The following is a 23,842-nucleotide window of genomic DNA, read 5'->3' on the forward strand; positions in this document are numbered from 1 at the left end:
TCCGAGCCCTCCTTAATCGTTATAGCCGTGCGGATGTGCCTGATGCCAGCTCCAGGCATCTTCAATGATCTGCTTGATGCTTGTTCTCTGTGGATTCCAGCCGAGAACCGTTTTTGCTTTCTGCGAGGAAGCGATAAGGGTGCTTGGGTCCCCGCTTCTTCTAGTAACGACTTTATCCGGGATCTCATGTCCGGTCACCTCACGGACTGCCTCGATCATTTCCTTAACAGAAAAACCCTGCCCGCTTCCAAGGTTAATGATCTCGCTTTTTCCGCCATTCTGCAGATACTGGAGGGCAAGCAGGTGGGCATTGATTAGATCTTCGACATGGATGTAATCGCGGATGCAGGTTCCATCCTCTGTGTCATAGTCATCGCCGAATATTGAAATATGCTCCCTCTGTCCAAGGGCGACCTGGAGAATGATCGGGATCAGATGTGTTTCAGGCTGATGGTCTTCGCCAATCTCTCCTGTCGATCTTGCTCCCGCTACATTAAAATAGCGGAGTGATACGTATTTCAAATCATGGGCCGTTTCACACCATTTCATGATTTTTTCCATCGTCAGCTTGGTTTCGCCATAGGCATTCGTAGGATTGGCAGGCATCTCTTCCGTGATCGGCATTGTTTTCTGCTCTCCATAGGTGGCAGCGGTCGAAGAGAACACAATATTCTTCACATCGAACTCAGTCATAACTTCGAGCAGCACCTGAGTACCGTAAACATTATTGTTAAAGTATTTCAGCGGATTCTCCATAGATTCGCCTACAAGCGAGTTGGCCGCAAAATGGAGGACGCCGTCAATGCTTTCCTTTTCAAACACACTGCGCAGAAACTCCTTGTCGCGGATGTCTCCCTGATAAAACTTTGCATCAGGGTGAACCGCTTCCCTGTGGCCTGTCTCCAGGCTATCGACAACTACCGCTTCATAATCCTGGTCGATCAGCTGATAAACAGCATGTGAACCGATATATCCTGCACCGCCAAGAACTAAAATACTCATCCCTGCACCTCCAAAATGATTTCCTTGGTTCCATCCCCGACACTCGCTGCGTAGAAATCTGCAGCATAGCCGATTCTTTCCATATATTTATTGCCTACCTCTTCAATGAAAGAAGCAGCCTTGTCTTTATCAACAATCGCAATCGCACATCCGCCAAACCCTGCACCAGTCATACGGGCCCCAAGTGTGCCTTCCTGCTGCCAGGCGGCTTCCACCAGAGCATCAAGCTCTTTTCCTGTTACCTGGTAATCACTCTTGAGCGACTGATGCGACTCATTCATCAGCTTGCCGAAGTCCTCAAGGCGCCCTTCCTGCAAAGCTTTGAATGCCTTTAGCGTCCTCTGGTTTTCATAGACGGCATGTTTTGCCCTTTTTTGAAGGATTTCATTTCCGATCAGCTGCTTATGCTGTTCAAATTCATCCTCTGATAATTCACCAAGTGATGAAATGGAAAGCTTAGACTGAAGCTTAGCAAGCGCTGCTTCACACTCGCTCCGCCTCTCATTATATTTAGAATCAGCCAGCTCCCTGCGCTTATTTGTGTTCATAATAATAATCTGATAGCCTTCCAGATTAATAGGAGCATATTCATACTTCAAGGTATTGCAGTCAAGCAGGATGGCACTGCCGTTTTGTCCCATGCCAATGGAAAATTGATCCATTATACCGCTGTTGACGCCAATGAATTCGTTTTCAACCTTTTTCCCCAGCTTAACAAGGTCGATCCTGCTGATATTGAACCCAAATAGCTCATTAACCATGACCCCAACAAGCATTTCAAGAGAAGCAGATGAAGATAGTCCGGCACCATTTGGAATGTTTCCGTACACGTATATATCCACTCCTGAAGGAAGATTCCAGCCGGATTTTTCAATATAGCCTATCATGCCTTTCGGGAAGTTCGCCCAGCTATGTTCTTTTTTATATTTCAGTTCATCCAGGGAAAATTCGACGATGCCTGCATCAGGGAAATTCTTTGAATATACCCGGACAATCCTGTCGTTCCGCTTCTTAACCGCTCCATATGTCCCAAGCGTAATGGCACAGGGGAATACATGGCCGCCATTATAGTCAGTGTGCTCCCCGATCAGATTGATCCTCCCTGGAGAAAAGAAAAGCCTGGCATCCCCTACCATAGAGTCAGTATATATGGTTTGAAAGTCATTAATCATTGTTTGAAGTTCCATATCGTCATCTCCTGCTTCACAAAGTTAGAAACTGCTGCTCCGGGCAATCAGTTCAGTCGCAAGAAACACCTTCTTTGCGATCTTCCTGCCCTGATTTCTTTCCAAGAATAAGTCGACGGCCACCTCGCCCATCGGCTCTGTATGCACCTTCAAGGTGGTCAGCGCCGGGAATATATATTTGGATACACTGATATCATTGATCCCGATCACATTGACACGCTCCGGAACCTGGATGCCGGCTTCGTGGAGGGCCCTCAGGCAGCCGATGGCAATCAGATCATTGCCTGCAAATACCGCGGTCGGGAGACTCTCCCCTTTATCCTCTATCATCTTGTTCATCAGCGTATAGCCGCTGTCCACCGTAAAGCTTCCGATATAGATATTACCTTCATCCAGAAGCCCGCGGCTTGCCATATAATTTCTGTAGGCTCTTTCACGTGCATCTTCAATTCCGCCCGATTCGTCTTTAAAAACCTCTTGTCCGCCGATATAGCCAATGGTTTGATGGCCTTTACCTGTTAAATAATTCAGTATTTTCACTGCCGCTTTTTCAAAATCTACGACAACAGAGTCATACCGGTCTTCATCCGGACTGTAGTCTGCAAAAATAACAGCGTCCGTAATTTCCCCCAAAGCATCAGCCTGCGCCCTGCTGAACTTTCCGACAGCTATAATGCCCTGAAGGCTTTCACTTCTGGCTTTTTCCAGGTCATCATAAAAATAGTTGGCATACTGGATGCCGAGCTGCTGGCAGCGCTGCTCAATGCCATAGCGGATCGACATATAATACAGATCTTCCAGCTCTTCTTTCTCTGTATACCAGTGAACGACTGCAATTTTTAATGCGGCATCCTTTTTGACAGGTTTTTTCTTATAATCAAGCTCTTCCGCGGCTTCAAAAATCTTTTTGCGGGTATCATCTGTCACTGACAGGGAAGCATCATAATTGAGCACCCTGGAAACAGTGGCAATCGATACCCCTGCTTTTTCTGCTATTTTCTTGATTGTCGCCATACTCAGCCTCCTTCCGTACAAACGAATAAATCGCTTACATTTATTTTATTACTTTTAGTAAATAAATCAATATTTTTACTAAAATATTTACAAAGTTTTAATTTTTATTTCGTACGCATTCACGCTGACTTCTCCGAACAGTTTTAAAATTTACTAATGGAGTTTATTTAGACAATAAAAAAGAGAGATAGCTGCCTGCCTCTCCCAATTTCTCTCCTATTCATCATCATCCCGTTCCTTCCATCTCCCTTTACCGCTGCCCGGCTTAATACTCCTGATATGCAAGTCCTTCAATATATTCAAAACCGCCCTGGCAATCATGAGGACACTGCCGGCGAGAAAAAATGATATGGCTATTCTTTGGTCCACATCTGTCAGGTACAGGCTGCTGCCGATAAGATATAAGACGCCAAGAAAAAAATCATTCAGCCAGGAAAGCACCTTATACCTTTTCTCAACAATCATTTTATATTTCCCAATCTGGATATGCACGTCTTCATCAAATTCATGTACCTTTTTTTCAATCTGCAATGCTATCACCCTCCCATTGGGGTTTTCCCTTTTTCACTGCAAGGATTCGTGTTATTTACTGGAAAACAAAGTCGAAGGAGTGATGGCCTGTGCACAAATTTTTCTCTTTTTACAAAATAAAAAGCCGCCCGCAAGCAGCTGTTAAAGTCCCCTATACCTGCCATATCCTCTTTGCCTGTTCCAGGTCATGGAAACGGATAATGTTTTTCTGCATCGGCGGGGGGCATGCCATATTGTATTTCCTGATCATTTCGTTAATAGCAGCAGCGTCCTGCTCTGATTGGCATGCATGGACCATTTCGGAGATTTCTTTCTGGAGCTTGAGCCATGGGGGCAGATAGCCGGCATCCTTAGCAATTTTCTGGAAGCGCTGGTAGGTATCCTGCTCCAAATACCCTTTAGGCAACGGCTTTCCTTTACCGTTGAAGTTATCTTTTTCACCTGCATTTTCAAGAATATCGCCGATTAAATCGTTGTATTTCCTGTCCATGGAAGGCCTCCCATCATAGCGTTTCCCTATTATATTACCATTATTTTCAAAATATTAACATAAGGTGCAAGACTGCCGGACAGCTTTTTCTCAGCTCTTTTTGCTGAAATGCTTCCGCTCATGCTCCAAAAGCCACTCTTTCCTCCATATCCCACCGGCATAGCCGGTCATCGTCCCATTTGTGCCAATGATCCGGTGGCAGGGGAGCACAATGCTCAGCTTATTTCTTCCATTTGCTGTCCCTACTGCCCTTACCGCCTTTTCGTTTTCAATCAGGGAAGCAATATCCTTGTAAGTGCCTGTGCTGGCATAAGGAATGGAAGTCAAAGCATTCCAGACACGCTGCTGAAAATTAGTCCCCTCCATCATGTATGGGAAGGAAAATTCCCGGCGTTCCCCTTTAAAATACTCATCAAGCTGCTGCCAGCATTCTTTAATGGCATCAGGATGCCCTTTTTCCAAAGGGTATTCTGCTTTTTCACGATCAGTAAATAAAATTGAGACAACAGCCTGGTCATTGCCGGCAATTTCAATGGTTCCGATTGGCGATTCATAATCAGCCCGGTATATTTTATTCATATAAAGACCTCCAAAAATAAAAGACTGCATAAGCCTGCCAGCCAGCCCACCGGCTTGCGGCTTTTTCAACTTCTTCAATGGATGGTTTTCTGTCTAAGCCCATCTGCAGCTTTAAGGCGTTCTGAAACCCCGCGTCCCCAATGGGAAAAGCGGCAGGGTCCAGCAGACATTTCATCCTCACATAATCTGCGGTCCATGCTCCGACTCCTTTAAGAGACATCAGGACATCCCTTGCCCCCGGCTGGCCTAACAGATCATCCTTTTTCAGCTTTTTTTCTGCCATCAGCTTTGCAATTCCAATAATGTATTCTGCTTTCCGGCCTGTAAACTTCAGCTGCTTCAGCTCTTCCGGTTCAAGGGCAGCAATCTTTTCTGGTTCAGGAAATAACCAGAAGCACCGGCCCTCATAAGAAAAGCAAGTCCCATACTTTTCGGTGAAAGCCTTTTTCAGCTTATAGGCGAAGGTGAGATTGATCTGCTGGCCGATGACCGCCCAGACAAGCGCTTCAAATAAATCCGGGATTCCTATGATCCGCAGCCCAGCATAACGTTCTGCCAGGCTCTTCAGGAGCGGGTCTCCAGCGGCCATCCTTGCAAATCCACTTGCATCACGCTTTAAATCAAGCCACTCTTCAATAAAGGCTGCTGCCTGCTTTCTTCCATTATCAGATGGAGCCCCAAGCAGAAAGCTCGCATGAAGATGGGTTTCTGTCGAGCTTATCTTCAGAAGGATCACTTCCCCATCAGTGATAATCCCTTTAAAAACTGCAGAACCTTCAACATAGTGAAGAATCTCATAGCTGGATCTGTCCAGAAAGACGAGGGCTTCTCTAAAGTGAAAATGTGCAGGCAGCTCCAGCTCCATTGAAGATTGATCATCCTTCCACTTCATTCCTGAGGCACCTGCTTTCGTTTCCGGTATTCACTCGGGGTGCAGCCATTCAACCTCCGGAAGCTTTTATAAAAACTCGAAGGACTGTGAAAGCCTGCTTCCAAGCATATCTCCAAATTCGTCAGCTTGGAGTGAGCCAGCAGATGGGCAGCTTTATCCACCCGAACCTTTTCCAGGTATTCCCGCGGTGTTTCAGAAGTTTCCTCCTTAAATAACCGCTCCAGATAAAATGCGCTCACTCCGGCATCCTCAGCAATATCCTGCAGCGTCACTTTTTCCCCGTAATGATTGATCAGAAAAGCAACGACCTTCCGGACCAGCCCGACTTGAGGGGAATGCTCCACTTCCGGCTGGCATCTTTTGCAGGCCCGGTAGCCTTTCTGCTCCGCCTCCGCCTTACTAAAATAGAATTCTACATTGATCTTTTTCGGCTTCCTTGACCGGCAGGATGGCCTGCAATAGATTTTGGTTGTTTTCACTGCTGTAAAAAAGAGTCCGTCATACTTCCGGTCACAGGCAAGGATTTTCTCCCACATTTCTTCAAATGACAAAGAAACTTTCTCCAAACCTCTCCCCTCCTGTCTTCAGCTTTGTACTGCCATTTTACAGGATAAGGCTCCCGGTTTCGTCTTCAATCTTGCTGTTATGGTCCAGGTTCTGCAAATCCCGGAGCCATTTCTCAGGCCAGCCAATTAAACAGCAGCCAGATTTCTATTAGCAGACTGTGTCCTGTCCTCAAGGTCTATTTCGCTATTTTAAAGAGTATCAAACATTCAAAATCTCCCGGATATCATCCTCTGTGAGCATTCCCTGACTTTTTCCGCCAGGTTCGATGACCTCTTCAATGAGATTCCGTTTCTTATCCTGCAATTCGTTCATCTTTTCCTCAATGGTGCCGCGGGCCAGCAGCTTGATCACCTGCACATTATGCCTTTGGCCCATTCTATAGGCCCGGTCTGCAGCCTGGGTCTCGACTGCCGGATTCCACCAGAGATCATAAAGGATGACTGTGTCGGCGCCGGTCAGATTCAGGCCGGTTCCGCCCGCCTTCAGGGAAATCAGGAAAAAGTCATGCTCACCGCTGTTAAAGCGCCCGCACAGCTTGACCCTCTCCTCTGAGGGCGTCTGGCCATCCAGGTAGAAGAAGCCGATGCCCTGCCTGGCCAATTCTCTTCCAATCATATCGAGCATCTTTGTGAATTGGGAAAAGATCAGCACCCGCCTGCCTGACAGACGTGATTCTTTAATGATCTGCAGCAGCTGCTCATATTTCGCCGAGCTTCCTTTGTACCCGTCCACGAAAAGGGCCGGATGGCAGCAGATCTGCCTCAGCCTGGTGAGTCCGGCAAGGATCCTGATCTTGTTTTTTCGGAGCGTATCTTTGTCCAGATGCTTGAGTGTGTCATGACGGAGCTTGGCCAAATAGGCGGCATACAGCTTTTTCTGATCTGGCAGCAGCTCGGCCGACTCTAGATATTCCGTTTTTTCCGGAAGCTCCGAAAGCACATCCGATTTTAATCTTCTAAGCAGGAACAGGCTGGTCCTCCTGCTGATTGTTTTCCTGTCAAGAAAGCTGAACTCGCGGAGCCCCTGGAAGAGCTCCGGGAAGATTACATGGAAAATCGACCATAGTTCCTCCAGTGAATTTTCAATCGGTGTCCCTGTAAGCGCGAACCGGTTTCCAGCCTGGAGCCGCTTAACCGTCCTCGCCGTTTGGGTGACAGGATTTTTAAACGCCTGTGCCTCGTCAAAAAAGACTGTGCTGAAAGGCTGTTTCTCATAGCTGCTGATGTCCTTGCGGAGCAGCGGGTATGACACAATCAGGACATCCAGGTCTCCTGCTTCTGCGAGCATCTTCTCCCTTTCAGATTTGCTGCCGTCCATCACTATGCTCTTGATCTCCGGTGCAAATCTCTCAAATTCACTCTGCCAGTTATAGGTCAGGGAGGATGGGCATACGATGAGGGCAGGCTGCTGCAGCCTCCGGATTGCCGGAAGCTCGGACAGGATATAGGCGATAGCCTGGAGCGTCTTTCCCAGTCCCATATCATCTGCAAGGATGCCGCCGAAACCATAGCCCGCCAATGTTTTCAGCCATTGATAGCCTTGTTTTTGATAGTCGCGCAGTACATGCTCAAGGCTTTCAGGTACGGCAAATTGGCGGCTGCCAGGGGTCCGGACCTCCTTAATAAAGTTCCGGAAAGAATCTTCAAAGCTGAATACCTCCCCTTCCTCCAGTGATCCCATAAGGCGGAGCCCTGGGACCATGGGGACGTTCAGCCCCTCTTCCAGATCCTCATCCTGGGCAGGAACCTCATTCAAAAACCGTCTGATTTCATCAAACTCTCTGGATTCAAGGGAGAGCAGCGCCCCGTCCCGCAGCCGGTAATATTTCCTTTTTTCCTCAAGCGAAGCCAAAAGGCCGCGAACTTCATGCTCAGGGATCCCGTCCATAGCAAATTTGAATTCCAGCCAATTGGTCCGTTCTTTTTTCACTTTAACGGAAATGCGCGGATGAATGCTTTCCCTGAAGATGCGGTTCCTGATCGCAGTTGTCGCATAGACCTTGACCATCGTCTGAAGCTTTGGAAGCTGCCGGTACAGGAATTCATATTCCAGCTCTTCATTCTGGAGATAGTAGCCGCTGTCGGTTCTGGCAAAGCTGCTTTCCTCCATCACTTCCAGGATGCTTCTTTCCTTCTCTTCATCTCTGATCAGAAGGAAATCTGTATGGAATTCCTTCTCCTCAAGCGGATTAAAGACGACATTATCATACTGAAATTCAAGGCTTGCAAGGAGCCTGTTTTTCAGGCGGTCCAAGTAGAGTTTGGCTGTCAGCGGCGACTGGATGAGCTGAGTATTGATCCCGCCTGGAAGATGCACTTCTCCCAGCTTTTTCAATCCTGGTACGACCTTTTCCAGCAGAAAGCCGACCTGTTCTTTTTGTATGGGAATCCGGTCTGTCCCTGAAGCCGAGAGCATTCCCTTCAGGTCCGCCAGGCGCTTGCAGTCCTCATTTTCCAGCTGATAGATCATCCCCCGGTACAAAACAGACTGATATGCCTGCAGAATTAAGATTTTGTCCATGCCTTTCACCACAAGCCGGCCGCCTTTATCTTCGTTCAATTCAAAACGGAACGACAGCGGCAGCGGCTCCACCGGCAAGCTGATGCCTTCGTATACCTGCCCTTTATTTTTGAGCTGAACCATCGGGGCTGCTGTGAGAAGGGAAAGGAGCCGCCTCCAGGAGGTAGGCGGGATCAGCAGGATAGACGGTTCAGCTTCTAAAGTCTGTCCTTCTTTATGGGCTTGCTCATCCTCAATGATCCGAATCAGCTCCTGGAGAACAGCATCATCTTCTTTCCGGAAATAATGCCCGGCAGGTTCGTATGTAAAGAAGGGGGAAACTGCACTCTGGCTTCTTTCTTTTACATCCTTAAGGAATTTCCTAATGTCCCTGACCGGGTGCATAGCTATGCTGGCTTCCATTCCAAGCATGGTGCTTCCATCCGCAAGAGATATCGGCATGCATGTAAAGCTGGCTTCTGCAGGCTGCCTGTTCTCGAAGTGCAGCTGTTCCCCGCTTGAGCGGGAAGGCTCTTTTTCAAAAATCGTCAGCAGCCCTTCTGCCAGCGACTCATGCCCCTCTCTCTCCACATCCATCAATGGGGATGTGCCCTTTTTCTGATGGTCAAGAATGGCCAGCAGGACGGCGGCAATATGCTGGCAGTCTGTTTTGACCGAAGCAAGTCTCGGACAGCTGCAGTCCGCATGATAGCCGCCTTTCCCATCCCCCTGGATGATCACATGGAAATCCTCGGCAGCCATCACTTCTGCCTCGCAATATTCCGGCTCATACAGGCTGAACACTACTTTTTTGGAACGGTAGAAAGAATCCCCTTTCCTAAAAGAAACCAGCCCGCACGCCTCTTTTATTTTTTTGCTGTCCAATTGAATGTTCAACTATATCCCCTCGTCCGTTTTTGATAATAAAATTTTATCATAGAGAAAGGGAAAACCCCATGTCTCTTTCCTGCCGCCCCGCCTTAAAATTGTAAAAAAAAGCCTGTTCCCTGGACAGAGGCAGACATTTTCTGTTATATTATTATAGTTACTCACGGTAACTATTATTATTGATAACTATATAGAGGTGTTTGCTATCAAAACGTTTCAGAAATTTTTTCATCAGCTATTGATGCTCTACCGCCCGTTTGAAAATAAGCTTAACCAGCTTCTTGCACAGCATCAGCTTCAGAGGGCGCAATGGACGATTTTATATTATATCGCTAATTTCGGTTCAGCCACTCTTGTGGAGCTCTCCCACTATCAGGGTGTCGAAAAACCGACCGTCACACGGACGATCACCAGACTGGAGGAGCTCGGCTTTGTAGAGCAGGTGCCAAGCAAAGACCGACGTGAAAAAAGGATGCAGCTCACAGGGCTCGGCCATAAAGTCTACAGTGAAGTGCGGCTGAGCATTGATGAATTTGAGCAGAGAATCCTTAAAGGTTTTACAGAAGAAGAACAGCTCGAAGCCATTCGCATCATGGAAGGCATCCGCAGCAACTTAATGGAACAGGGGGAAGCACATTGAACAGCTCAGAAGCAAAACTTTGGACGAAGGACTTCATCGTTGTATCCTCCATCAACTTTTTTTTAACACTTGTCTTTTACTTGCTGATGGTCACCATCTCTGTCTATGCCGTCAATGAATATGATGCCTCGACAAGCCAGGCCGGACTTGTAACAGGGATCTTTATTATCGGGACGCTCATCGGGAGGCTGTTCATCGGGCGCTATATCGATCTGGTCGGCCGCAAAAGAATGCTGTTCATCGGACTGATTTTCTTTACGCTGACGACTCTTTTATATTTTGTCCACGCCGGGGTTGCCTTTCTTCTTGCCAACCGTTTCGTTCACGGAATTACGCTTGGCATGGCCAGCACCGCTACAGGCACAATCGTTGCGCAGATCATTCCGGCAGCCCGGAAAGGCGAAGGGATTGGCTACTATAGCATGAGCGCGACACTGGCGACAGCCGTCGGACCATTTATCGGGATTTATATGAGCCAGCATACAAGCTTTGAAATGATATTCAGCTTTTGTCTGGCATTGGGAATTATCAGTCTTGTGACTGCCTTTCTTGTCACTGTCCCGCCTGTCACAGGCTCTCCGAAGAGCGCAGAAGCAAAAGGCTTCAGGATTTCGGACTTTGTGGAACCAAAAGCGCTGCCGATTGCGGTCATCACCCTGGCAATCGCATTTTGTTATTCCAGCGTCCTTTCTTTCATCAATTTCTATGCGATGGAGCTTGATCTTGTGGACGCGGCAAGCTTTTTCTTTATTGTCTATGCAGTTGCCGTCCTGCTGTCCCGTCCGTTTACAGGGCGCATGATGGACCTGAAGGGCGCCAACTATATCATGTATCCGGCATTCATCCTGTTCGCAGCCGGTATGATTCTGTTAAGCACAGCAGGGTCAAGCTTTGTCCTGCTCGTATCAGGTGTCCTGATTGGCCTTGGCTTCGGGAATATGCAGTCAAGCACACAGGCGATCGCCGTCAAGCTGACGGCTCCGCACAGGCTGGGGCTGGCCACATCGACTTTCTTTATTTTCCTTGATGCCGGCCTTGGATTCGGCCCTTACCTGCTTGGACTCGTCATTCCAATAACAGGCTACAGCAGCCTGTATATCATGATGGCTGCACTGATCCTGTTGTCTGCTGTGCTGTATTATTTCCTGCATGGCAGGAAGGATTCTGCTTTACGGTCAGCTGCTGATGCAGTGTAATTAGAAAAGGGGTATCCTTCAGATGTGAGGATACCCCTTTTCTTATTTCAATTTTATTTCTGCATTCCCATTGATGGATGCAGGGTAGTCAAGAAGCTCGAGAAGGATATCTTGATCACCGGCTTCTTCCTTTGGATACGGAACATAATAGGTGATCTCCTGATCGACTGGCGAACCGCCTGCCCCAAAAGACAGCCCCTCTCCAATAGTCCGGCCTTCCAGATCGGCTGCATGCATGAAAATCATTGTATCCAAAAAGCTGAAAGGTGCTTCCAGTTTAAGCTGGAGCTCGTCTTTAAAAACACTTGCTGATTTCAGCTTTCCATCCTTCGGCGCCTTTATGATTTTATTATCTGAGGGGTTCACCCGGACAATGAGTTCATCTTTATCCAGGGCACGGATGCTGTTGAAGCGCAGATACAATTCTTTCGGATCTGCAAAATAGCTGCTTTCTAAATATATGACTGTTTCGTTGTCATTCACTTTTTCATCTTTTACATGATTGGCCTTCCACTTGCCCCCATTTTCATCAGCGATATGGAGATCGTTAAACCCAAAGATTTTTTTCGTATTATCCGGATCAAAAGCAATACTCACCGCTGTTTGTGATGGATAGATGCTGACATCCTTTACAGTCATCTTCTGCCCTTCAACCGTTACTGTTTTATTCAGGCTGTACACCTTTTTCTCAGCCAGCTTCTCTTTATCCAGTGCAAACGGCAGAACGACAGATTCAGACTGGCGGCTATCATTCACTGTGAACCCCATTGAAAGGCTCAATTCATCAGGAAGATCTGCCGCATCATCCAGCTGAAAACGGATTTCATGCAAATCTTCTCTATCCGCAGTCCAAAAAGTCCCATGATTCGCTTGGTATGGCAGCTTATTTCCTTCCCGGTCAAGCAGGGTTATATCTGTCGTGTAAACATCTGCAGTTTTATTTTCTGCCTCATAGCTGTAAAAAAGAATCAATGCCTGTTCATCGTAAATCGCAGAGTCCAGGGTTGCCTTTATGCCATTATGTTCAGCAGACGCTCCGATTTTTTGTATATATTCATTTTCAGCTGCTGCCATCAGACCTCTGTCGCCGCTGACAAGCTCCATAACTTTCTCAAGGCCTGGCATTTTAGAGAAATACTCAGCCATCGTGCTGCCTCCTTTAACAGAAAACAGCAAAATGAGAGCGGCGGCCCCTGCAGTAAAAAGAGAGGCATACTTTTTCCTTTTCCTGCCTGCCGCTTTAGCCTGCCTGATTCCAGCCATGATGGCCTGGTCTGCCAGCTCATTCGAAACCATCAAACGGTCGAGTTCTTTCCTTGAACGGTCCAGCTCTCTCTCTTCATTACTGAACATTGGCTTCACCTCTTTCCCCCAGCTGCTCACGAAGAGCCTTGAGCCCTTTATACAGCCATGTTTTAATGGTACTTTCCGGACTTTCCAGCAGGTTCGCGATTTCTTTTATTTTCATATCATGATAATACTTCAGGATAATAACTTCCCGGCACTTTGAATCTATTTTTTCCAATGCTTCCTCAATTTCAAGCGCTTGGCTGTAATTGTATGTTTCTGCCAATGACTCTGTAAGATCCAAAGGTGCTGCTCTTTTCTTCTTTCTGCTTTGATCATGGCAGTAGTTAAGCATGATCCGGATCAGCCAGGTGGAGAAATAATCTGCCTTCTTAAGGCTCCGGATTGACCGGTATGCCCTGAATGTGACCTCCTGCAGGGCTTCAAGCGCCTCCTCCTCGTTTCTTAAATAAGAATAGGCAATTTTGAGCAGCTGCACTTTGTGCACTTGCATCAGCTCATAAAAAGCTTCATCATCCCCTTTCCTGGCTTTCTTAATGAACTTTGCTGTATCCAAGGAGATACCCCCTTTTTTTATTTCTATCTGTTAGACAGGGCACAAGCGCAAAAAGACTTCCATTTCTAATTTTTTCTTTATTTTTGTATAAAGCAAGAAGTTTTTGTAAACCCATTCATTAAATTTCAATTCTGTAGTATCTTTAGAGAAACGAAATAATTCAGAAACGTGAGGCTGCAGATATGTGGAGAAATAAGAATGTGTGGATTTTACTGACAGGGGAGTTCATTGCAGGGCTCGGCCTGTGGCTCGGAATCATCGGAAACCTTGAATTTATGCAGGAAAAAGTGCCGTCAGATTTCTTGAAATCTTTAATACTTGCAGCAGGCCTGCTTGCCGGCCTTGCAGTCGGTCCTGCAGCCGGCAGGATTACAGATCAGGCAAGCAAGAAAACCGTCATGCTTGTTTCCGGCTTCGCCCGCTCTGTGAGCGTTGTATTTATGCTGATCGCCATCCACACCGGCTCAGTCTGGTGGATGGTCGTCTTCCTCGTCTGCCTGCAGATTTCGGCTGCCTTCTATTTCCCTGCCCTCCAGGCAGCCATCCCGATGGTAGTCGGCGAGAACGATCTCTTGCAGCTGAACGGCGTGTACATGAATGTATCCACTCTTTCACGAGTACTTGGAACGGCCGTTGCCGGGGTATTCCTGGTCATCATGTCTTTATCCATGCTGTATCTCTTGTCCCTCGCTGCCTATCTGGGCTTATTCATTCTCACATGCTTCCTGAGCTTTGATGAGAAAAAGGAGCTGGAGAAGCAGAAGGATGTCAAACAGAAGCCTGCAGGATTTTCAGAGGTCTTCCCTGTCATCAAGGGGCTTCCGATTGTATTCATGACACTCGTGCTGACGCTTGTCCCGCTGTTATTTCTTGGCGGATTTAACCTGATGGTCATCAATATCAGCGAGCTTCAGGACAGCTCGGCCATTAAAGGGTGGATTTATACTGCTGAGGGAGTTGCCTTCATGCTTGGCGCCTTTGTGGTGAAAAAGATCAGCGGCAAAAGCTCGCCATACAGCATCCTGTTTTTCTTTTCCTTTATCATCGGCATATCGCAGCTGATCCTTTATTTTGCTGATATACCTGTTCTGTCTGTCCTGGCTTTCCTGATCTTCGGTTTTGCGGTCGGCTGCTTCTTCCCGACTGCCGCCACCATCTTCCAGACACGGGTGCCAAAGGATTTCCACGGCCGCTTTTTCTCTTTCCGGAACATGCTCGACCGCCTGGTCTTCCAGATCGTCCTCCTTATGACAGGGTTCCTGCTTGATGCGGTCGGCCTGCAGTATATGAGCGTCATCTTCGGAGCCTTGTCCCTGGTCATGACATGCGCCTTTTACCTGAGGTTCAAGAGCCTGAAAAACGGGATGGAGCTGGCTGAGAAAGCCGGATAATAGAAGACGGCACCTGGATGGGTGCCGTTTTTCTTGTTCCTTCTTATAGTTAAGCTATACTCCCGCCATGCATGGAAAACAGATAGAAATCTTCCTCGTCAGCCAAGGTCCATCCGTCGAAAAAAGAACTTGCATGGAATAAATCCAGGAACAGGTCACCGCACTGTACTATAAGAAACGGACACTGCTCCAGCAGCCTGACATCCTCAATTTTTTTGCCGGCCAAAAGCTCTATGACAGACTTCCATTCTCTTGAAGATGAGCGTATATCTGTTTCTCCCAGCAGAATTCCATCTGTCTTTCGTATCCTCCAGGGGCACTCGATACTGAGATATCCCTTCTCAAATTCAATTATAAATTGACCTTCTGTCTCGACTTTAGTAATTTTTTGCCCAATGAAATCCCCGAAAGATATTTTGCTGAATTTAGTATGCCAGAGCCTCCTGGCGTTTGTCATGATCAGTTCATGGATCTTATCCATGTTATAGCCAGGGATATTATCACCGAACTCAAAGTCATCAATGGCATCGCTCACCTCCTGCCAATCCATCTGTTCTTCTGATAAGCCATTTCGCGCCGTACAGACATAAATCTCTTTAACCCTTTCAATGGCATTCTCTGCAGGCATCAATAACTTTGCATGCAGCTGCTCTAGATAGTATTCAAGGCACTCTTCTTCAGGAGGAGCTTCATATCCAGCACTTTTCATTGCATCCGCAAACATGCTTTCCACTTCAAATAAATTTAAGGGTGCCCTCATCCCGGCGAGCTTCAGGATTTCGCGTGTATCAAGCTCCAGGCAGCCGCTGGCCCACTCAATATAATCCTCCGCCTGCACCGTTTCATTGTATTTTTTATAGAACAATTCAAACAAATCGATTGAAACCGCCCCTCTCCTCTTTTATCTCCCATTTACAATTATTATAGCGCCAGCGACGAATGGGTGGAGAGATTTTCTCTGCTCAGCACCAAGCTGAAGTAATCTCTCCTTCAATTTTTAATTTTTTCTGTATCCAGAAGATACATAGAAAAGTCCTCGCCTTCTCCGTTCACCACAAGCACCCCGTCAGCTGTAAACCTCGGTTTGACCAGCCGTTCTTCTACATGCTCGAAGGCAGGCAGGGCCACTGCACGATTATCAATGATCCTGTACAGTTTAACCGAATTTGAATCTTCTTTTTCCGGTATACTTAAAGCCAGGTAATCTTCGTATACAGCAAAAGCATCGAAGGGAGGAGTCTTTACTTTGTGGAGCTTTCCGTCATCCAGACTGATATACGCCAAAACCGAAGCTTTCCCGTCATTTGACAGCTCCGCATAGACTTTGTCATCCGTCAGTGTAACATTTGCAGCCCGATCATAAGGAACTGTGAATTCCCTTTTCTCTTCCCCGCTTTTCAAGTTATAGAGTGTAAAAAGAATATTTTTTTTATCATTTTCCACAATGGTTTCTGGTATGACAATATATCCTTCATTTAAGGATGCCTGGCTGTTTGTGCCTTCTCCTGTAATCTCATGGAAATTAGATTCAGAAAATGTAAACAAATCCAGCAGTTTATATCCCCATGATTGGCCATCAGCCGAAAGGTAGCTTAGTCTATCCTCTTCAATCTGAAAATCGCCTGCAGCAGCACTACCAGGAATCTCTTCAATTTCTTTAGTATGACGGTCAAAGGCGTACAGCTTGTTCCTGCTGTCCCACACAAGCCAATCTCCATTCACCGCAAATTCATACAAACCCGCCCCCTCTTCCGGCTTGACCAGCATCTCGGTTGTTTTCGTTTCCTTATTAAAGGAATAGAACCCTTTTCCGTCTGTGTAGACCAGCTCTTTGGTGTCCCCAATATATTGAGAGTTGATTAAAGAAGGATAGCTTGCGTCTGGAACCGTCACTTTTTCTAAAGAGGCGTCAAGCTGCTGCCGGACTTCACTCTCTTTCAACTCCTCCTGGACATAGGGTGCGGCAAGTATGCCCGACAGCCCGAGGATAGCGGCAGCACTGACAAGGGGCAGAATGAGCCTGCTGGTGCGGCGGGGCTTGCGTTCGAAGCGTTTGGCTGCCTCTGTTAAAATTGTCTGCTTCTGCCTGCCTGACATGGTGATATGATCCGGGATGCTGTCCTCAAGTTCCTGTTTAATATTCTTTGGCATCATCAATCTCCTCCTCTCCCATTGTCAGACGAGCCATCTTCCTTCCCCTGGCCAGCCTGGTTTTCACCGTATTGGCCGGGCACTTCAAAATATCCCCGATCTCCTTTACAGAAAGCTCTGCATAATAATGAAGCCAAAGAACTTCCTTATATTTGACCGGCAGCCTGTCAATCAGCCGGAAAGTCCTGCTTTCCTCTTCCCGCCTCAGCACTTCCTCTTCAGGCGTAAAATCGGATGAAGGCATCACACTTTTTCTATTAAAAAAATCTATTTTTCGGAAACCCCAGCTTTTCAGGTAGTTTTTGCATTCATTCACGGTCATTCTGTATAAATAGGTTTTAACACTGGACCGGCCTTCGAATTGTTCCAGTTTCAGATAATAGCGGATATAGACCTCCTGGATGATATCCTCCGCTTTCGCTTCGTCTTTTACAAAAGCATAAGCGAGCCGGGTCAGGTAATGCCCATATTCATCCATGGCTTCTGTCAGCAATTGGTCTCTTTCTTTTTTCTCCAATTCCTTCCCCCCTTCTTCCTGGCAGTTAGACAATTCCAAACCGTTTTTGGTTTCAAAAAAGTCCCTCTTATTTTATTTTTATCCTCAGAATGCAGCAAAAAACCGCCTATCCAGGACAGGCGGCTTGCTGATTAGTATACTTTATCTCCATTGAAGATGGAGTTCTTGACAATCACATAGTCCACATTCTTGATGGCGGACAGCTTGTTTCCTCCCGCATAGGAGATGGAGGACTGAAGATCCTGCTCCATTTCGATCAGTGTATCTTCTAAAGCACCTTTGTATTCTACGTGCATTTTCTTGCCTTCAACATTCTTCTTTTCGCCTTTTTGGAACTCGGAAGCAGATCCGAAGTATTCTTTGTACAGCTTCCCGTTGACTTCGACTGTTTCTCCAGGGGATTCTTCATGTCCCGCAAAAAGGGAACCGATCATGACCATGGAAGCGCCGAAACGGACTGATTTGGCGATATCGCCATGTGTGCGGATGCCCCCATCCGCAATGATCGGCTTGCTTGCTGCCTTGGCGCACCATCTTAATGCCGCCAGCTGCCAGCCGCCGGTTCCAAAGCCGGTTTTGATTTTCGTAATGCAGACCTTCCCTGGCCCGATTCCAACTTTCGTTGCATCAGCGCCCGCATTCTCCAGCTCACGGACTGCTTCAGGCGTGCCGACATTTCCTGCGATGACAAAGCTTCCCGGAAGGAGCTGCTTGATATGCTGAATCATTTTAATCACTGCATTGGAATGGCCATGGGCGATGTCGATTGTAATATATTCAGGAACCAGATTTTCCTCAGCCAGCTGCTGAACGAAAGTGTATTCTTCCTCTTTAACACCGACGCTGATTGACGCATATAATCCGCGTGATTTCATATCCCTTACAAATGCAAGGCGCTTCTCAGGCTGGAAGCGGTGCATGATGTAAAAATAATTCTTTTCTGCTAATTGAATGGAAATGCGCTCATCAATAATGGTCTGCATATTGGCAGGCACAACCGGCAGCTTAAAGGTGCGTCCTCCAAACTCAACCGTTGTATCACACTCAGTCCTGCTGTTCACAATTGATTTTGCCGGAATTAATTGAATATCCTCGTAATCAAATACATTATCCATGAGTAACACTCCTTATATGTGTATAAAATCAAGTCCTGCTTCCTCGGAAGCATCCAGAGTCAACTATTATTATTATTATTATTATTCGGCGGGCATTTATTGCCCCAACCCATTAAAGAGTTTAATATACGAACGATAAAAAGTCAACTCATAATAATGTTCGTATTTTACAAGTGAAACATCTTTTGAAAACAGATACATTCCATTTTTCGTGTGAAACAGGCTGTAAACTAGAAATCCCCCTCTTATCCGCAAAATTAAATGAATCTTTATGAGAACCTTCGACGTAAGTAACATAAGGACTTAATCTTTCTATTAAATTGTTTTCAGGAGTGGTATTTTTGGAATCGCGGATCGCACCGCCTCAAAACAGATTATCAAAAAACGCGGTAAAAGTTTGGATTACGGCCGATATGATCGGCGACATTATTGCCTTCACCGTTCTCGGCATACTATTGTATCTGGATCATTATTTTGCATGGAAAGAGTGGATCGGCTGGATTCTGATCGGGTTAGTGGTGATTACAGTTCTCTCTATTCCCTGGTCGATCATCAGGCCGATGCTGCTTTATAAAAATTGGCGGTATGGAGTGGACGAGGAATTCCTGAAGCTGAAGTTCGGGGCGATTACCGAGAAGCACCAGCTGGTCCCTATGACAAAAATCCAATCTGTATCTGCCAGCCAGGGACCATTGATGAGGAGATATGGCCTCTATTCCATCTCGATTGAAACGATGGGCTCTTCCCACACTATTCCTGCATTGCCTGACGAAGTGGCTATGCAGCTGCGGGATACGATTGCCCGTTTCGCCAAAATAAAGGAAGTGGAACAATGATCGAGGAAAAACGCCATCACCCGCTTATCATGCTGATGAATCTTTACCAGCTGGTGAAGGGTTCCATATTCATCGTTTTCTTTCTGTTTGTCATCAAATTTGGCTCTGATGCTGCGTATGTTAAATACGGAAGGCTGGTATTCTTCCTTTTCATGGCTGTTTCCGCTGTTTCAATTGTCCTGAAATGGCTGACAAGCACCTATAAGCTGGACGGCAGTTCCTTTCATTTAAAAGAAGGGATTTTTACCAAATCGAATCAGACCATCCCTTTTTCAAAGGTACAGAATGTGAATTACCGCACCTCCCTTTTTCACCGGATATTCGGGTTGACTTCAATCCGGTTTGAAACAGGAATGACAGGCGCAGATTCAGCGATTGAATTCAAGGTCATCCGCAAGGAAGAAGCTGAAAAGCTGGAAGAACATGTTTCCCGTCCGCAGGAGGAAGGCATTTCACTTGTGGATCCGGCGGACGCTCCTCCGGCTGGCCAGGAAGCCGGAAACGAGCAAACTGCACAGCCTGTGCTTCCTGCCGGGAGGATCGTCCATTTTACCCCTGGAAAAAAGGACATCCTTAAAGCATCATTCACTTCCTTCAGCTTTCTTGTCCTTTTTTCCGCCATTGTGTCCATTTATTTTAAAATCGATGAAGTATTCGACCTGGATGAGCAGGCCCAGGGTCTTTTTGCCGCATTGATGGGTTCAAGTCTTCTTCTTGCTGGCATCCTAATCCTTCTGCTGCTCGTTTCGACCGGGATCGGAGTGGCAAGGACTTATCTTAAATACGGGAAATATGAAATTTCCTCAGATCAGGAACGGATCTATATCGTCCAGGGAGTGCTCGATGAATCCAGATTTTCCATTTTAAAAGAGAGGGTGCAGGCTATTGAGGTGAAACAGCCGCCCATCAAAAGGCTGCTGGGGCTTGCAGAAGTAAAGCTGACAAGCGCAGGCGGTGTAAGCCTCGGTGAGGATTCGCCTGAAATCAGCACATTGTATCCGTTCCTCCCTGTTAAAAGGGCCTATGAAATGATTTCTGAAATCCTGCCGCAATACGAGGTCACCAGGGAAATGAAGCGGCTGCCAGGGAAGTCTTTCTGGATCCGCCTGTTAAAGCCAAGCTGGGTGTGGATTCTGGCCACTGCAGGGCTGGCATGGTTCAAGCCTGAAATCCTTGATACAGAGAGAGCCTGGCTGTTCGTTTCTGCTGGCCTCCTAATCATCATAGCCCTGTTAAGAATCCTGGATTACTGGAATACAAGATACACTCTGAACAGCCAGTTCATCCAGATGAAATCCGGAAGCCTATCCACTTCACTGTTCATTTCTAAGCGGGAAAAGGTGATCGAGGTCAGCGTAACAAGCAATCTTTTTCAAAAGTGGCTCGGACTTGCTTCAATTGAAACCGTCAACAGAGCCAAGCCGGTCCTCCATTCCAGCCTTGATGATGTGCCGAAAGAAATGGCGGCAGACTTCTATGAATGGTATGTGGGAAGAGGAACGGAAATCAAGTATCAAGAATACTAAAAAAAGGCAGGCGCCCAAATCAGGGTACCTGCCTTTACGTCTATTATTTAATCATCTGCTGGACAATCTTGCGGTTGCGCTGCTTAAATACATCATTATGGGACGAGACCATCGCGGCCCTGCCGGCGTCCGGCTGGATGTATTGCTTTGCTTTGTTCACCGCATTGGCAGCATCCTGGAACGCGCCTGCAATCAGGTTGAGCTTGCCTTCATGCTGAAGGATATCCCCTGCTGCATAGAGACCCTCAATGGATGACTCACTGCAACTGTTCCCGGAAATATAGAAATCCTGGGCAATATCAATCTTCAATCCGCTATTCTTCAATAATGAAGCATCCTGCTCATAGCCATGGTTGATGATGACTTCATCCACATCCAGATAAGAAACTTCTCCTGTTTCACAATTGGTCAGCTCGACCTTTTCAATCATCTCATGGCTTTCACCTGCAATCAGCTTTGTAATCGACGTGCAGCCAAGGCAGATGGCCGAGCTCCCAAGAAGCTGGGACACCTGCGCCTCATGTCCGGAAAAGTTCTCCTTCCGGAAAGCGATATACACCTGGCGTGCGACCGGCTCCAGCTCATTCGCCCAATCAATCGCAGAATTGCCGCCGCCTGAAATGATGACCGTTTTATCCTTGAAATGCTGCAGTGATTTTACCGTATAATTCAGATTGGAAACCTCAAACCGTTCAGCGCCCTCTATGTTCAGCTTCTGAGGATTCAGAATTCCGCTGCCTACAGCGACAATGATTGTCCTTGAATAATGCAGCCTTCCCGAAGATCCGGAAAGGACAAAAATTCCATCCTCCCCGCGGGAGATCGCTTCCACCTTTTCATTAAGCACAACCTCCGGATCAAAGGTCAGCCCCTGCTCTACCAGCTGTGTAATCAGCTTTGCACCTGGAGTTGGCGTCAGGCCGCCGACGTCCCAAATCATCTTTTCAGGATAAACATGTATTTTTCCGCCAAGCTGCGGCTGAAATTCAATCAGTTTTGTTTTCATTTCCCTGAGGCCGCTGTAAAAGGCTGAATAAAGGCCTGCTGGCCCCCCGCCGATAATGGTGACATCAAAAATCTCCTGCTGATTCATTCCGCTCACTCCTCATAACCAATAGAATTGATTATCATTCTCATTTAAATATACTCCTTTTTACCCTCCAGCACAACAATAAACTTATCCGAAATGTCACAGTTTCTCTTTTTTCTGTCTCACCAGGCTGGTGCATAATTGATAGGCCGGAATCATGGCCGTTTAATCGGTGTATCATTCTGCTTTTTAAATAAGACTGTTAAAGTTCAATGTTGAGATTATAAATAAAAATGGAACTTCCTCATTTTTGGAAGTTCCATTTTGTAATAATTGCTTGGTAGACTAAAGCACCCGTTTGTTTAAGTGCATTTTCACAATTGTTTATCTTAACATAAATAACTATTGCATTTTAATAATACAATATCTACAATTTTTGTTCCAAATTCTCATTAAATAAGACTCAATCCTAAATTTGTAACGAGTCTTTATTGAACGTTTTTTTACACGGTAGTTGATTGACAAATTCAAGTCTTTCCCGACTTTGTTGTCATTCAACAATTTCTTAATAACTTTCTCCACTTTTCTCTTTTTCCTTATTCTTTAGAATCTTTATAGCTGTTCTAATGTTTCGCAACATCCCCATATTTTCCCCTGTATATACCCATATTAAAGTGTAAATAATTTGTTGTACCCCTATAACTAAAAAGGCACCTAGTATTAATCCTAACGAAAATGGTGACATATAATATCCCCTTATTTCTCAATTTCCTTCAATAATGCCATTGACAAAACCTAATGTGTTCCTCTTACACACTAATACGCTTATATAAAACAAAAGTTTCATTGTTTCTATATCGGCTTATCCTCCAATACTAACCTGCCCCTTTTCTAGAATAAAAAAAAGCCGCCTAATGCTATTGGCAGCTTCTATTAGACACAGGCACTCTTTATTTACACAAACTAAATATCACTTTGACAAGGCAAATTACCAAGAAAAAAAGCGTCCCTTTTCGGTGATCGCTATTAATAACAAAGAGGTCTTATTAGTCTAGAAAAGTTGAGTTAGCAATCGAAACCAACATTTCATTTCTGGTGGTACTCTATCGGCAATCCTCTTTGAAACACCGAGCATGTATTGCCAATGGTCCTTTTCAAAGACAAGCAATGTATGGTTCCTATCAACAATGTAAATAGCTTCTTCTCCATTTTGAAGTCTGTATATTTTTTGACCACCTTTATTCCTGAATTCAATCTTATTCTTTAGTGGTCTTATATCAATATTAAAGTGATTTTCACCCAGGTCTTCATTTCCAGCCATAAAAGAGTGAACCTTCCTTGACCTGATATGAGGGAATCAGTGACCGGCTGAAAAATAAGCGGAGAAATTCCCCCTAATTTCTTAAAACCTCTAAAAACAGCTCAAATAGACGGAGAAATTCCGCCTATCAACTCAAAAAACAGGAAAATGGGCAACTTTGCTCCGCTTAAACGGAAATTCTCCGCTTATTTATACCCACTCGTGCCATATTTAGCAGCTTAACCGGAAAATTTCCGCTTATTTTAAAGCTTGCTGGCCACTCCATAAGGCGACTTCCTGTTTTTATATCTCCATGTAATCAAATTATCAACAACAGATTTTAACAGAGCTTTTAAAAAATAGAAAAGCACCCGGCAGCCCAGGCGCTTTGTGTTAGTCTTCATCCTTTATATCCCGATCTTCCGGAATTGGTTCATTCAGTACTTCCTCGACCAGCCTTTTATACTTCTCCATCTGTTCCAAATGAGTCTTGAATTGCTCTTTATAGATGAGATACTGCTCGCCGTCAAAAATGGCGCGGATTTTTTTCTGCTGCACAAGCTTTTCGACAGCAGCAGCTGGCATTGACAGATATTCTGCCGTTTCTTCAATGGTTAAATACATGGA

General features: G+C 46.0%; 24 protein-coding genes. 5 read left to right on the plus strand and 19 right to left on the minus strand.

What is annotated here, in order from left to right; translation table 11 throughout:
• Positions 1–12: 12 nt before the first annotated feature.
• From galE to ABU165_RS11095, 9 genes are all read right to left on the minus strand, one after another.
• Positions 13–1,002 carry a UDP-glucose 4-epimerase GalE gene (gene galE, locus ABU165_RS11055; RefSeq protein WP_224952106.1) on the minus strand — a complete coding sequence of 330 codons (990 nt, stop codon included), beginning with the start codon at positions 1,000–1,002 and terminating at the stop codon, positions 13–15.
• The gene (locus tag ABU165_RS11060; RefSeq protein ID WP_396349987.1) at positions 999–2,189 is read right to left on the minus strand and encodes a galactokinase; all 1,191 of its coding nucleotides are present in this window, start codon (positions 2,187–2,189) and stop codon (positions 999–1,001) included. The genes galE and ABU165_RS11060 overlap by 4 nt, the downstream gene beginning before the upstream one ends.
• Before the next feature lie 24 nt (positions 2,190–2,213).
• A complete protein-coding gene (locus tag ABU165_RS11065; protein ID WP_009792476.1) occupies positions 2,214–3,203 on the minus strand; it encodes a LacI family DNA-binding transcriptional regulator in 990 nt (329 codons plus the stop codon).
• Between the two features lie 216 nt (positions 3,204–3,419).
• Complete coding sequence (locus tag ABU165_RS11070) at positions 3,420–3,734, minus strand: YrhK family protein (protein WP_009792477.1); 315 nt, start codon at positions 3,732–3,734, stop codon at positions 3,420–3,422.
• Between the two features lie 151 nt (positions 3,735–3,885).
• On the minus strand, positions 3,886–4,224 hold the full coding sequence (locus ABU165_RS11075; protein WP_094768002.1) for a DnaJ family domain-containing protein: 339 nt from the start codon (positions 4,222–4,224) through the stop codon (positions 3,886–3,888).
• Between the two features lie 90 nt (positions 4,225–4,314).
• A complete protein-coding gene (locus ABU165_RS11080; protein ID WP_009792479.1) occupies positions 4,315–4,803 on the minus strand; it encodes a methylated-DNA--[protein]-cysteine S-methyltransferase in 489 nt (162 codons plus the stop codon).
• Positions 4,796–5,695, minus strand: coding sequence for a DNA-3-methyladenine glycosylase family protein (locus tag ABU165_RS11085; protein WP_148950636.1), 900 nt, complete (start codon positions 5,693–5,695; stop codon positions 4,796–4,798). Before ABU165_RS11085 ends, ABU165_RS11080 begins: the two co-directional genes overlap by 8 nt.
• A complete protein-coding gene (locus tag ABU165_RS11090) occupies positions 5,692–6,231 on the minus strand; it encodes a bifunctional transcriptional activator/DNA repair enzyme AdaA (RefSeq protein ID WP_148950676.1) in 540 nt (179 codons plus the stop codon). The genes ABU165_RS11085 and ABU165_RS11090 overlap by 4 nt, the downstream gene beginning before the upstream one ends.
• A gap of 229 nt (positions 6,232–6,460) precedes the next feature.
• A complete protein-coding gene (locus tag ABU165_RS11095) occupies positions 6,461–9,658 on the minus strand; it encodes a DEAD/DEAH box helicase (protein ID WP_148950637.1) in 3,198 nt (1,065 codons plus the stop codon).
• Between the two features lie 232 nt (positions 9,659–9,890).
• Here ABU165_RS11095 and ABU165_RS11100 point away from each other — a divergent pair, with 232 nt between their 5' ends.
• Positions 9,891–10,289 (plus strand): MarR family winged helix-turn-helix transcriptional regulator, encoded by a 399-nt coding sequence (locus tag ABU165_RS11100; protein ID WP_187445484.1) that lies wholly within the window; start codon positions 9,891–9,893, stop codon positions 10,287–10,289.
• Positions 10,286–11,485: an MFS transporter gene (locus ABU165_RS11105; protein WP_148950639.1), complete on the plus strand. Its 1,200-nt coding sequence runs from the start codon at positions 10,286–10,288 to the stop codon at positions 11,483–11,485. The genes ABU165_RS11100 and ABU165_RS11105 overlap by 4 nt, the downstream gene beginning before the upstream one ends.
• 42 nt (positions 11,486–11,527) lie before the next feature.
• Here the strand turns inward: ABU165_RS11105 and ABU165_RS11110 are convergent, their stop codons facing one another.
• A complete protein-coding gene (locus ABU165_RS11110; protein WP_148950640.1) occupies positions 11,528–12,838 on the minus strand; it encodes a DUF4179 domain-containing protein in 1,311 nt (436 codons plus the stop codon).
• The gene (locus ABU165_RS11115; RefSeq protein ID WP_148950641.1) at positions 12,828–13,349 is read right to left on the minus strand and encodes a sigma-70 family RNA polymerase sigma factor; all 522 of its coding nucleotides are present in this window, start codon (positions 13,347–13,349) and stop codon (positions 12,828–12,830) included. The genes ABU165_RS11110 and ABU165_RS11115 overlap by 11 nt, the downstream gene beginning before the upstream one ends.
• Positions 13,350–13,531: 182 nt before the next feature.
• On the opposite strand from ABU165_RS11115, the gene ABU165_RS11120 reads away from it, so the two are divergent.
• The gene (locus tag ABU165_RS11120) at positions 13,532–14,740 is read left to right on the plus strand and encodes an MFS transporter (protein WP_318060657.1); all 1,209 of its coding nucleotides are present in this window, start codon (positions 13,532–13,534) and stop codon (positions 14,738–14,740) included.
• A gap of 49 nt (positions 14,741–14,789) precedes the next feature.
• Here ABU165_RS11120 and ABU165_RS11125 read toward each other — a convergent pair whose 3' ends face one another.
• The 4 genes from ABU165_RS11125 to guaC form a co-directional block, all read right to left on the minus strand.
• Entirely contained in the window at positions 14,790–15,614 is an 825-nt protein-coding gene (locus ABU165_RS11125) for a hypothetical protein (RefSeq protein ID WP_148950643.1), read from the minus strand.
• Positions 15,615–15,730: 116 nt separating this feature from the next.
• Entirely contained in the window at positions 15,731–16,891 is a 1,161-nt protein-coding gene (locus tag ABU165_RS11130) for a hypothetical protein (protein WP_148950644.1), read from the minus strand.
• Positions 16,875–17,408 carry a sigma-70 family RNA polymerase sigma factor gene (locus tag ABU165_RS11135; protein ID WP_187445486.1) on the minus strand — a complete coding sequence of 178 codons (534 nt, stop codon included), beginning with the start codon at positions 17,406–17,408 and terminating at the stop codon, positions 16,875–16,877. The genes ABU165_RS11130 and ABU165_RS11135 overlap by 17 nt, the downstream gene beginning before the upstream one ends.
• 131 nt (positions 17,409–17,539) lie before the next feature.
• Complete coding sequence (gene guaC, locus ABU165_RS11140) at positions 17,540–18,523, minus strand: GMP reductase (RefSeq protein ID WP_094767991.1); 984 nt, start codon at positions 18,521–18,523, stop codon at positions 17,540–17,542.
• Positions 18,524–18,864: 341 nt separating this feature from the next.
• Between guaC and ABU165_RS11145 the strand changes: the two genes are divergently transcribed.
• Together ABU165_RS11145 and ABU165_RS11150 are read left to right on the plus strand one after the other, a co-directional pair.
• Positions 18,865–19,359: a PH domain-containing protein gene (locus ABU165_RS11145; protein ID WP_148950646.1), complete on the plus strand. Its 495-nt coding sequence runs from the start codon at positions 18,865–18,867 to the stop codon at positions 19,357–19,359.
• The gene (locus tag ABU165_RS11150) at positions 19,356–20,885 is read left to right on the plus strand and encodes a PH domain-containing protein (RefSeq protein WP_101552083.1); all 1,530 of its coding nucleotides are present in this window, start codon (positions 19,356–19,358) and stop codon (positions 20,883–20,885) included. Before ABU165_RS11145 ends, ABU165_RS11150 begins: the two co-directional genes overlap by 4 nt.
• A gap of 43 nt (positions 20,886–20,928) precedes the next feature.
• Here the strand turns inward: ABU165_RS11150 and ABU165_RS11155 are convergent, their stop codons facing one another.
• The 4 genes from ABU165_RS11155 to ABU165_RS11170 form a co-directional block, all read right to left on the minus strand.
• Complete coding sequence (locus ABU165_RS11155; RefSeq protein WP_148950647.1) at positions 20,929–21,978, minus strand: NAD(P)/FAD-dependent oxidoreductase; 1,050 nt, start codon at positions 21,976–21,978, stop codon at positions 20,929–20,931.
• 502 nt (positions 21,979–22,480) lie between these two features.
• Positions 22,481–22,660 carry a hypothetical protein gene (locus ABU165_RS11160; RefSeq protein ID WP_009792495.1) on the minus strand — a complete coding sequence of 60 codons (180 nt, stop codon included), beginning with the start codon at positions 22,658–22,660 and terminating at the stop codon, positions 22,481–22,483.
• Between the two features lie 306 nt (positions 22,661–22,966).
• The gene (locus tag ABU165_RS11165; protein WP_148950648.1) at positions 22,967–23,236 is read right to left on the minus strand and encodes a hypothetical protein; all 270 of its coding nucleotides are present in this window, start codon (positions 23,234–23,236) and stop codon (positions 22,967–22,969) included.
• 372 nt (positions 23,237–23,608) lie between these two features.
• Complete coding sequence (locus ABU165_RS11170; protein WP_009792498.1) at positions 23,609–23,839, minus strand: excisionase family DNA-binding protein; 231 nt, start codon at positions 23,837–23,839, stop codon at positions 23,609–23,611.
• Between the last annotated feature and the right edge of the window lie 3 nt (positions 23,840–23,842).

The organism is Cytobacillus sp. T106 (assembly GCF_040492155.1).
Taxonomy (GTDB): Bacteria; Bacillota; Bacilli; order Bacillales; family Cytobacillaceae; genus Bacillus_AB; species Bacillus_AB infantis.

What these genes read in the sequence shown, in the direction of transcription:
- ABU165_RS11155 (WP_148950647.1), bottom strand. Translation starts at nt 21,978, where the DNA reads ATGAATCAGCAGGAGATTTTTGATGTCACCATTATCGGCGGGGGGCCA.
- galE (WP_224952106.1), bottom strand. Translation starts at nt 1,002, where the DNA reads ATGAGTATTTTAGTTCTTGGCGGTGCAGGATATATCGGTTCACATGCT.
- ABU165_RS11060 (WP_396349987.1), bottom strand. Translation starts at nt 2,189, where the DNA reads ATGGAACTTCAAACAATGATTAATGACTTTCAAACCATATATACTGAC.
- ABU165_RS11085 (WP_148950636.1), bottom strand. Translation starts at nt 5,695, where the DNA reads ATGAAGTGGAAGGATGATCAATCTTCAATGGAGCTGGAGCTGCCTGCA.
- ABU165_RS11065 (WP_009792476.1), bottom strand. Translation starts at nt 3,203, where the DNA reads ATGGCGACAATCAAGAAAATAGCAGAAAAAGCAGGGGTATCGATTGCC.
- ABU165_RS11075 (WP_094768002.1), bottom strand. Translation starts at nt 4,224, where the DNA reads ATGGACAGGAAATACAACGATTTAATCGGCGATATTCTTGAAAATGCA.
- ABU165_RS11165 (WP_148950648.1), bottom strand. Translation starts at nt 23,236, where the DNA reads ATGGCTGGAAATGAAGACCTGGGTGAAAATCACTTTAATATTGATATA.
- ABU165_RS11170 (WP_009792498.1), bottom strand. Translation starts at nt 23,839, where the DNA reads ATGTATTTAACCATTGAAGAAACGGCAGAATATCTGTCAATGCCAGCT.
- ABU165_RS11090 (WP_148950676.1), bottom strand. Translation starts at nt 6,231, where the DNA reads ATGTGGGAGAAAATCCTTGCCTGTGACCGGAAGTATGACGGACTCTTT.
- ABU165_RS11130 (WP_148950644.1), bottom strand. Translation starts at nt 16,891, where the DNA reads ATGCCAAAGAATATTAAACAGGAACTTGAGGACAGCATCCCGGATCAT.
- ABU165_RS11110 (WP_148950640.1), bottom strand. Translation starts at nt 12,838, where the DNA reads ATGTTCAGTAATGAAGAGAGAGAGCTGGACCGTTCAAGGAAAGAACTC.
- guaC (WP_094767991.1), bottom strand. Translation starts at nt 18,523, where the DNA reads ATGGATAATGTATTTGATTACGAGGATATTCAATTAATTCCGGCAAAA.
- ABU165_RS11160 (WP_009792495.1), bottom strand. Translation starts at nt 22,660, where the DNA reads ATGTCACCATTTTCGTTAGGATTAATACTAGGTGCCTTTTTAGTTATA.
- ABU165_RS11120 (WP_318060657.1), top strand. Translation starts at nt 13,532, where the DNA reads ATGTGGAGAAATAAGAATGTGTGGATTTTACTGACAGGGGAGTTCATT.
- ABU165_RS11100 (WP_187445484.1), top strand. Translation starts at nt 9,891, where the DNA reads ATGCTCTACCGCCCGTTTGAAAATAAGCTTAACCAGCTTCTTGCACAG.
- ABU165_RS11150 (WP_101552083.1), top strand. Translation starts at nt 19,356, where the DNA reads ATGATCGAGGAAAAACGCCATCACCCGCTTATCATGCTGATGAATCTT.
- ABU165_RS11080 (WP_009792479.1), bottom strand. Translation starts at nt 4,803, where the DNA reads ATGAATAAAATATACCGGGCTGATTATGAATCGCCAATCGGAACCATT.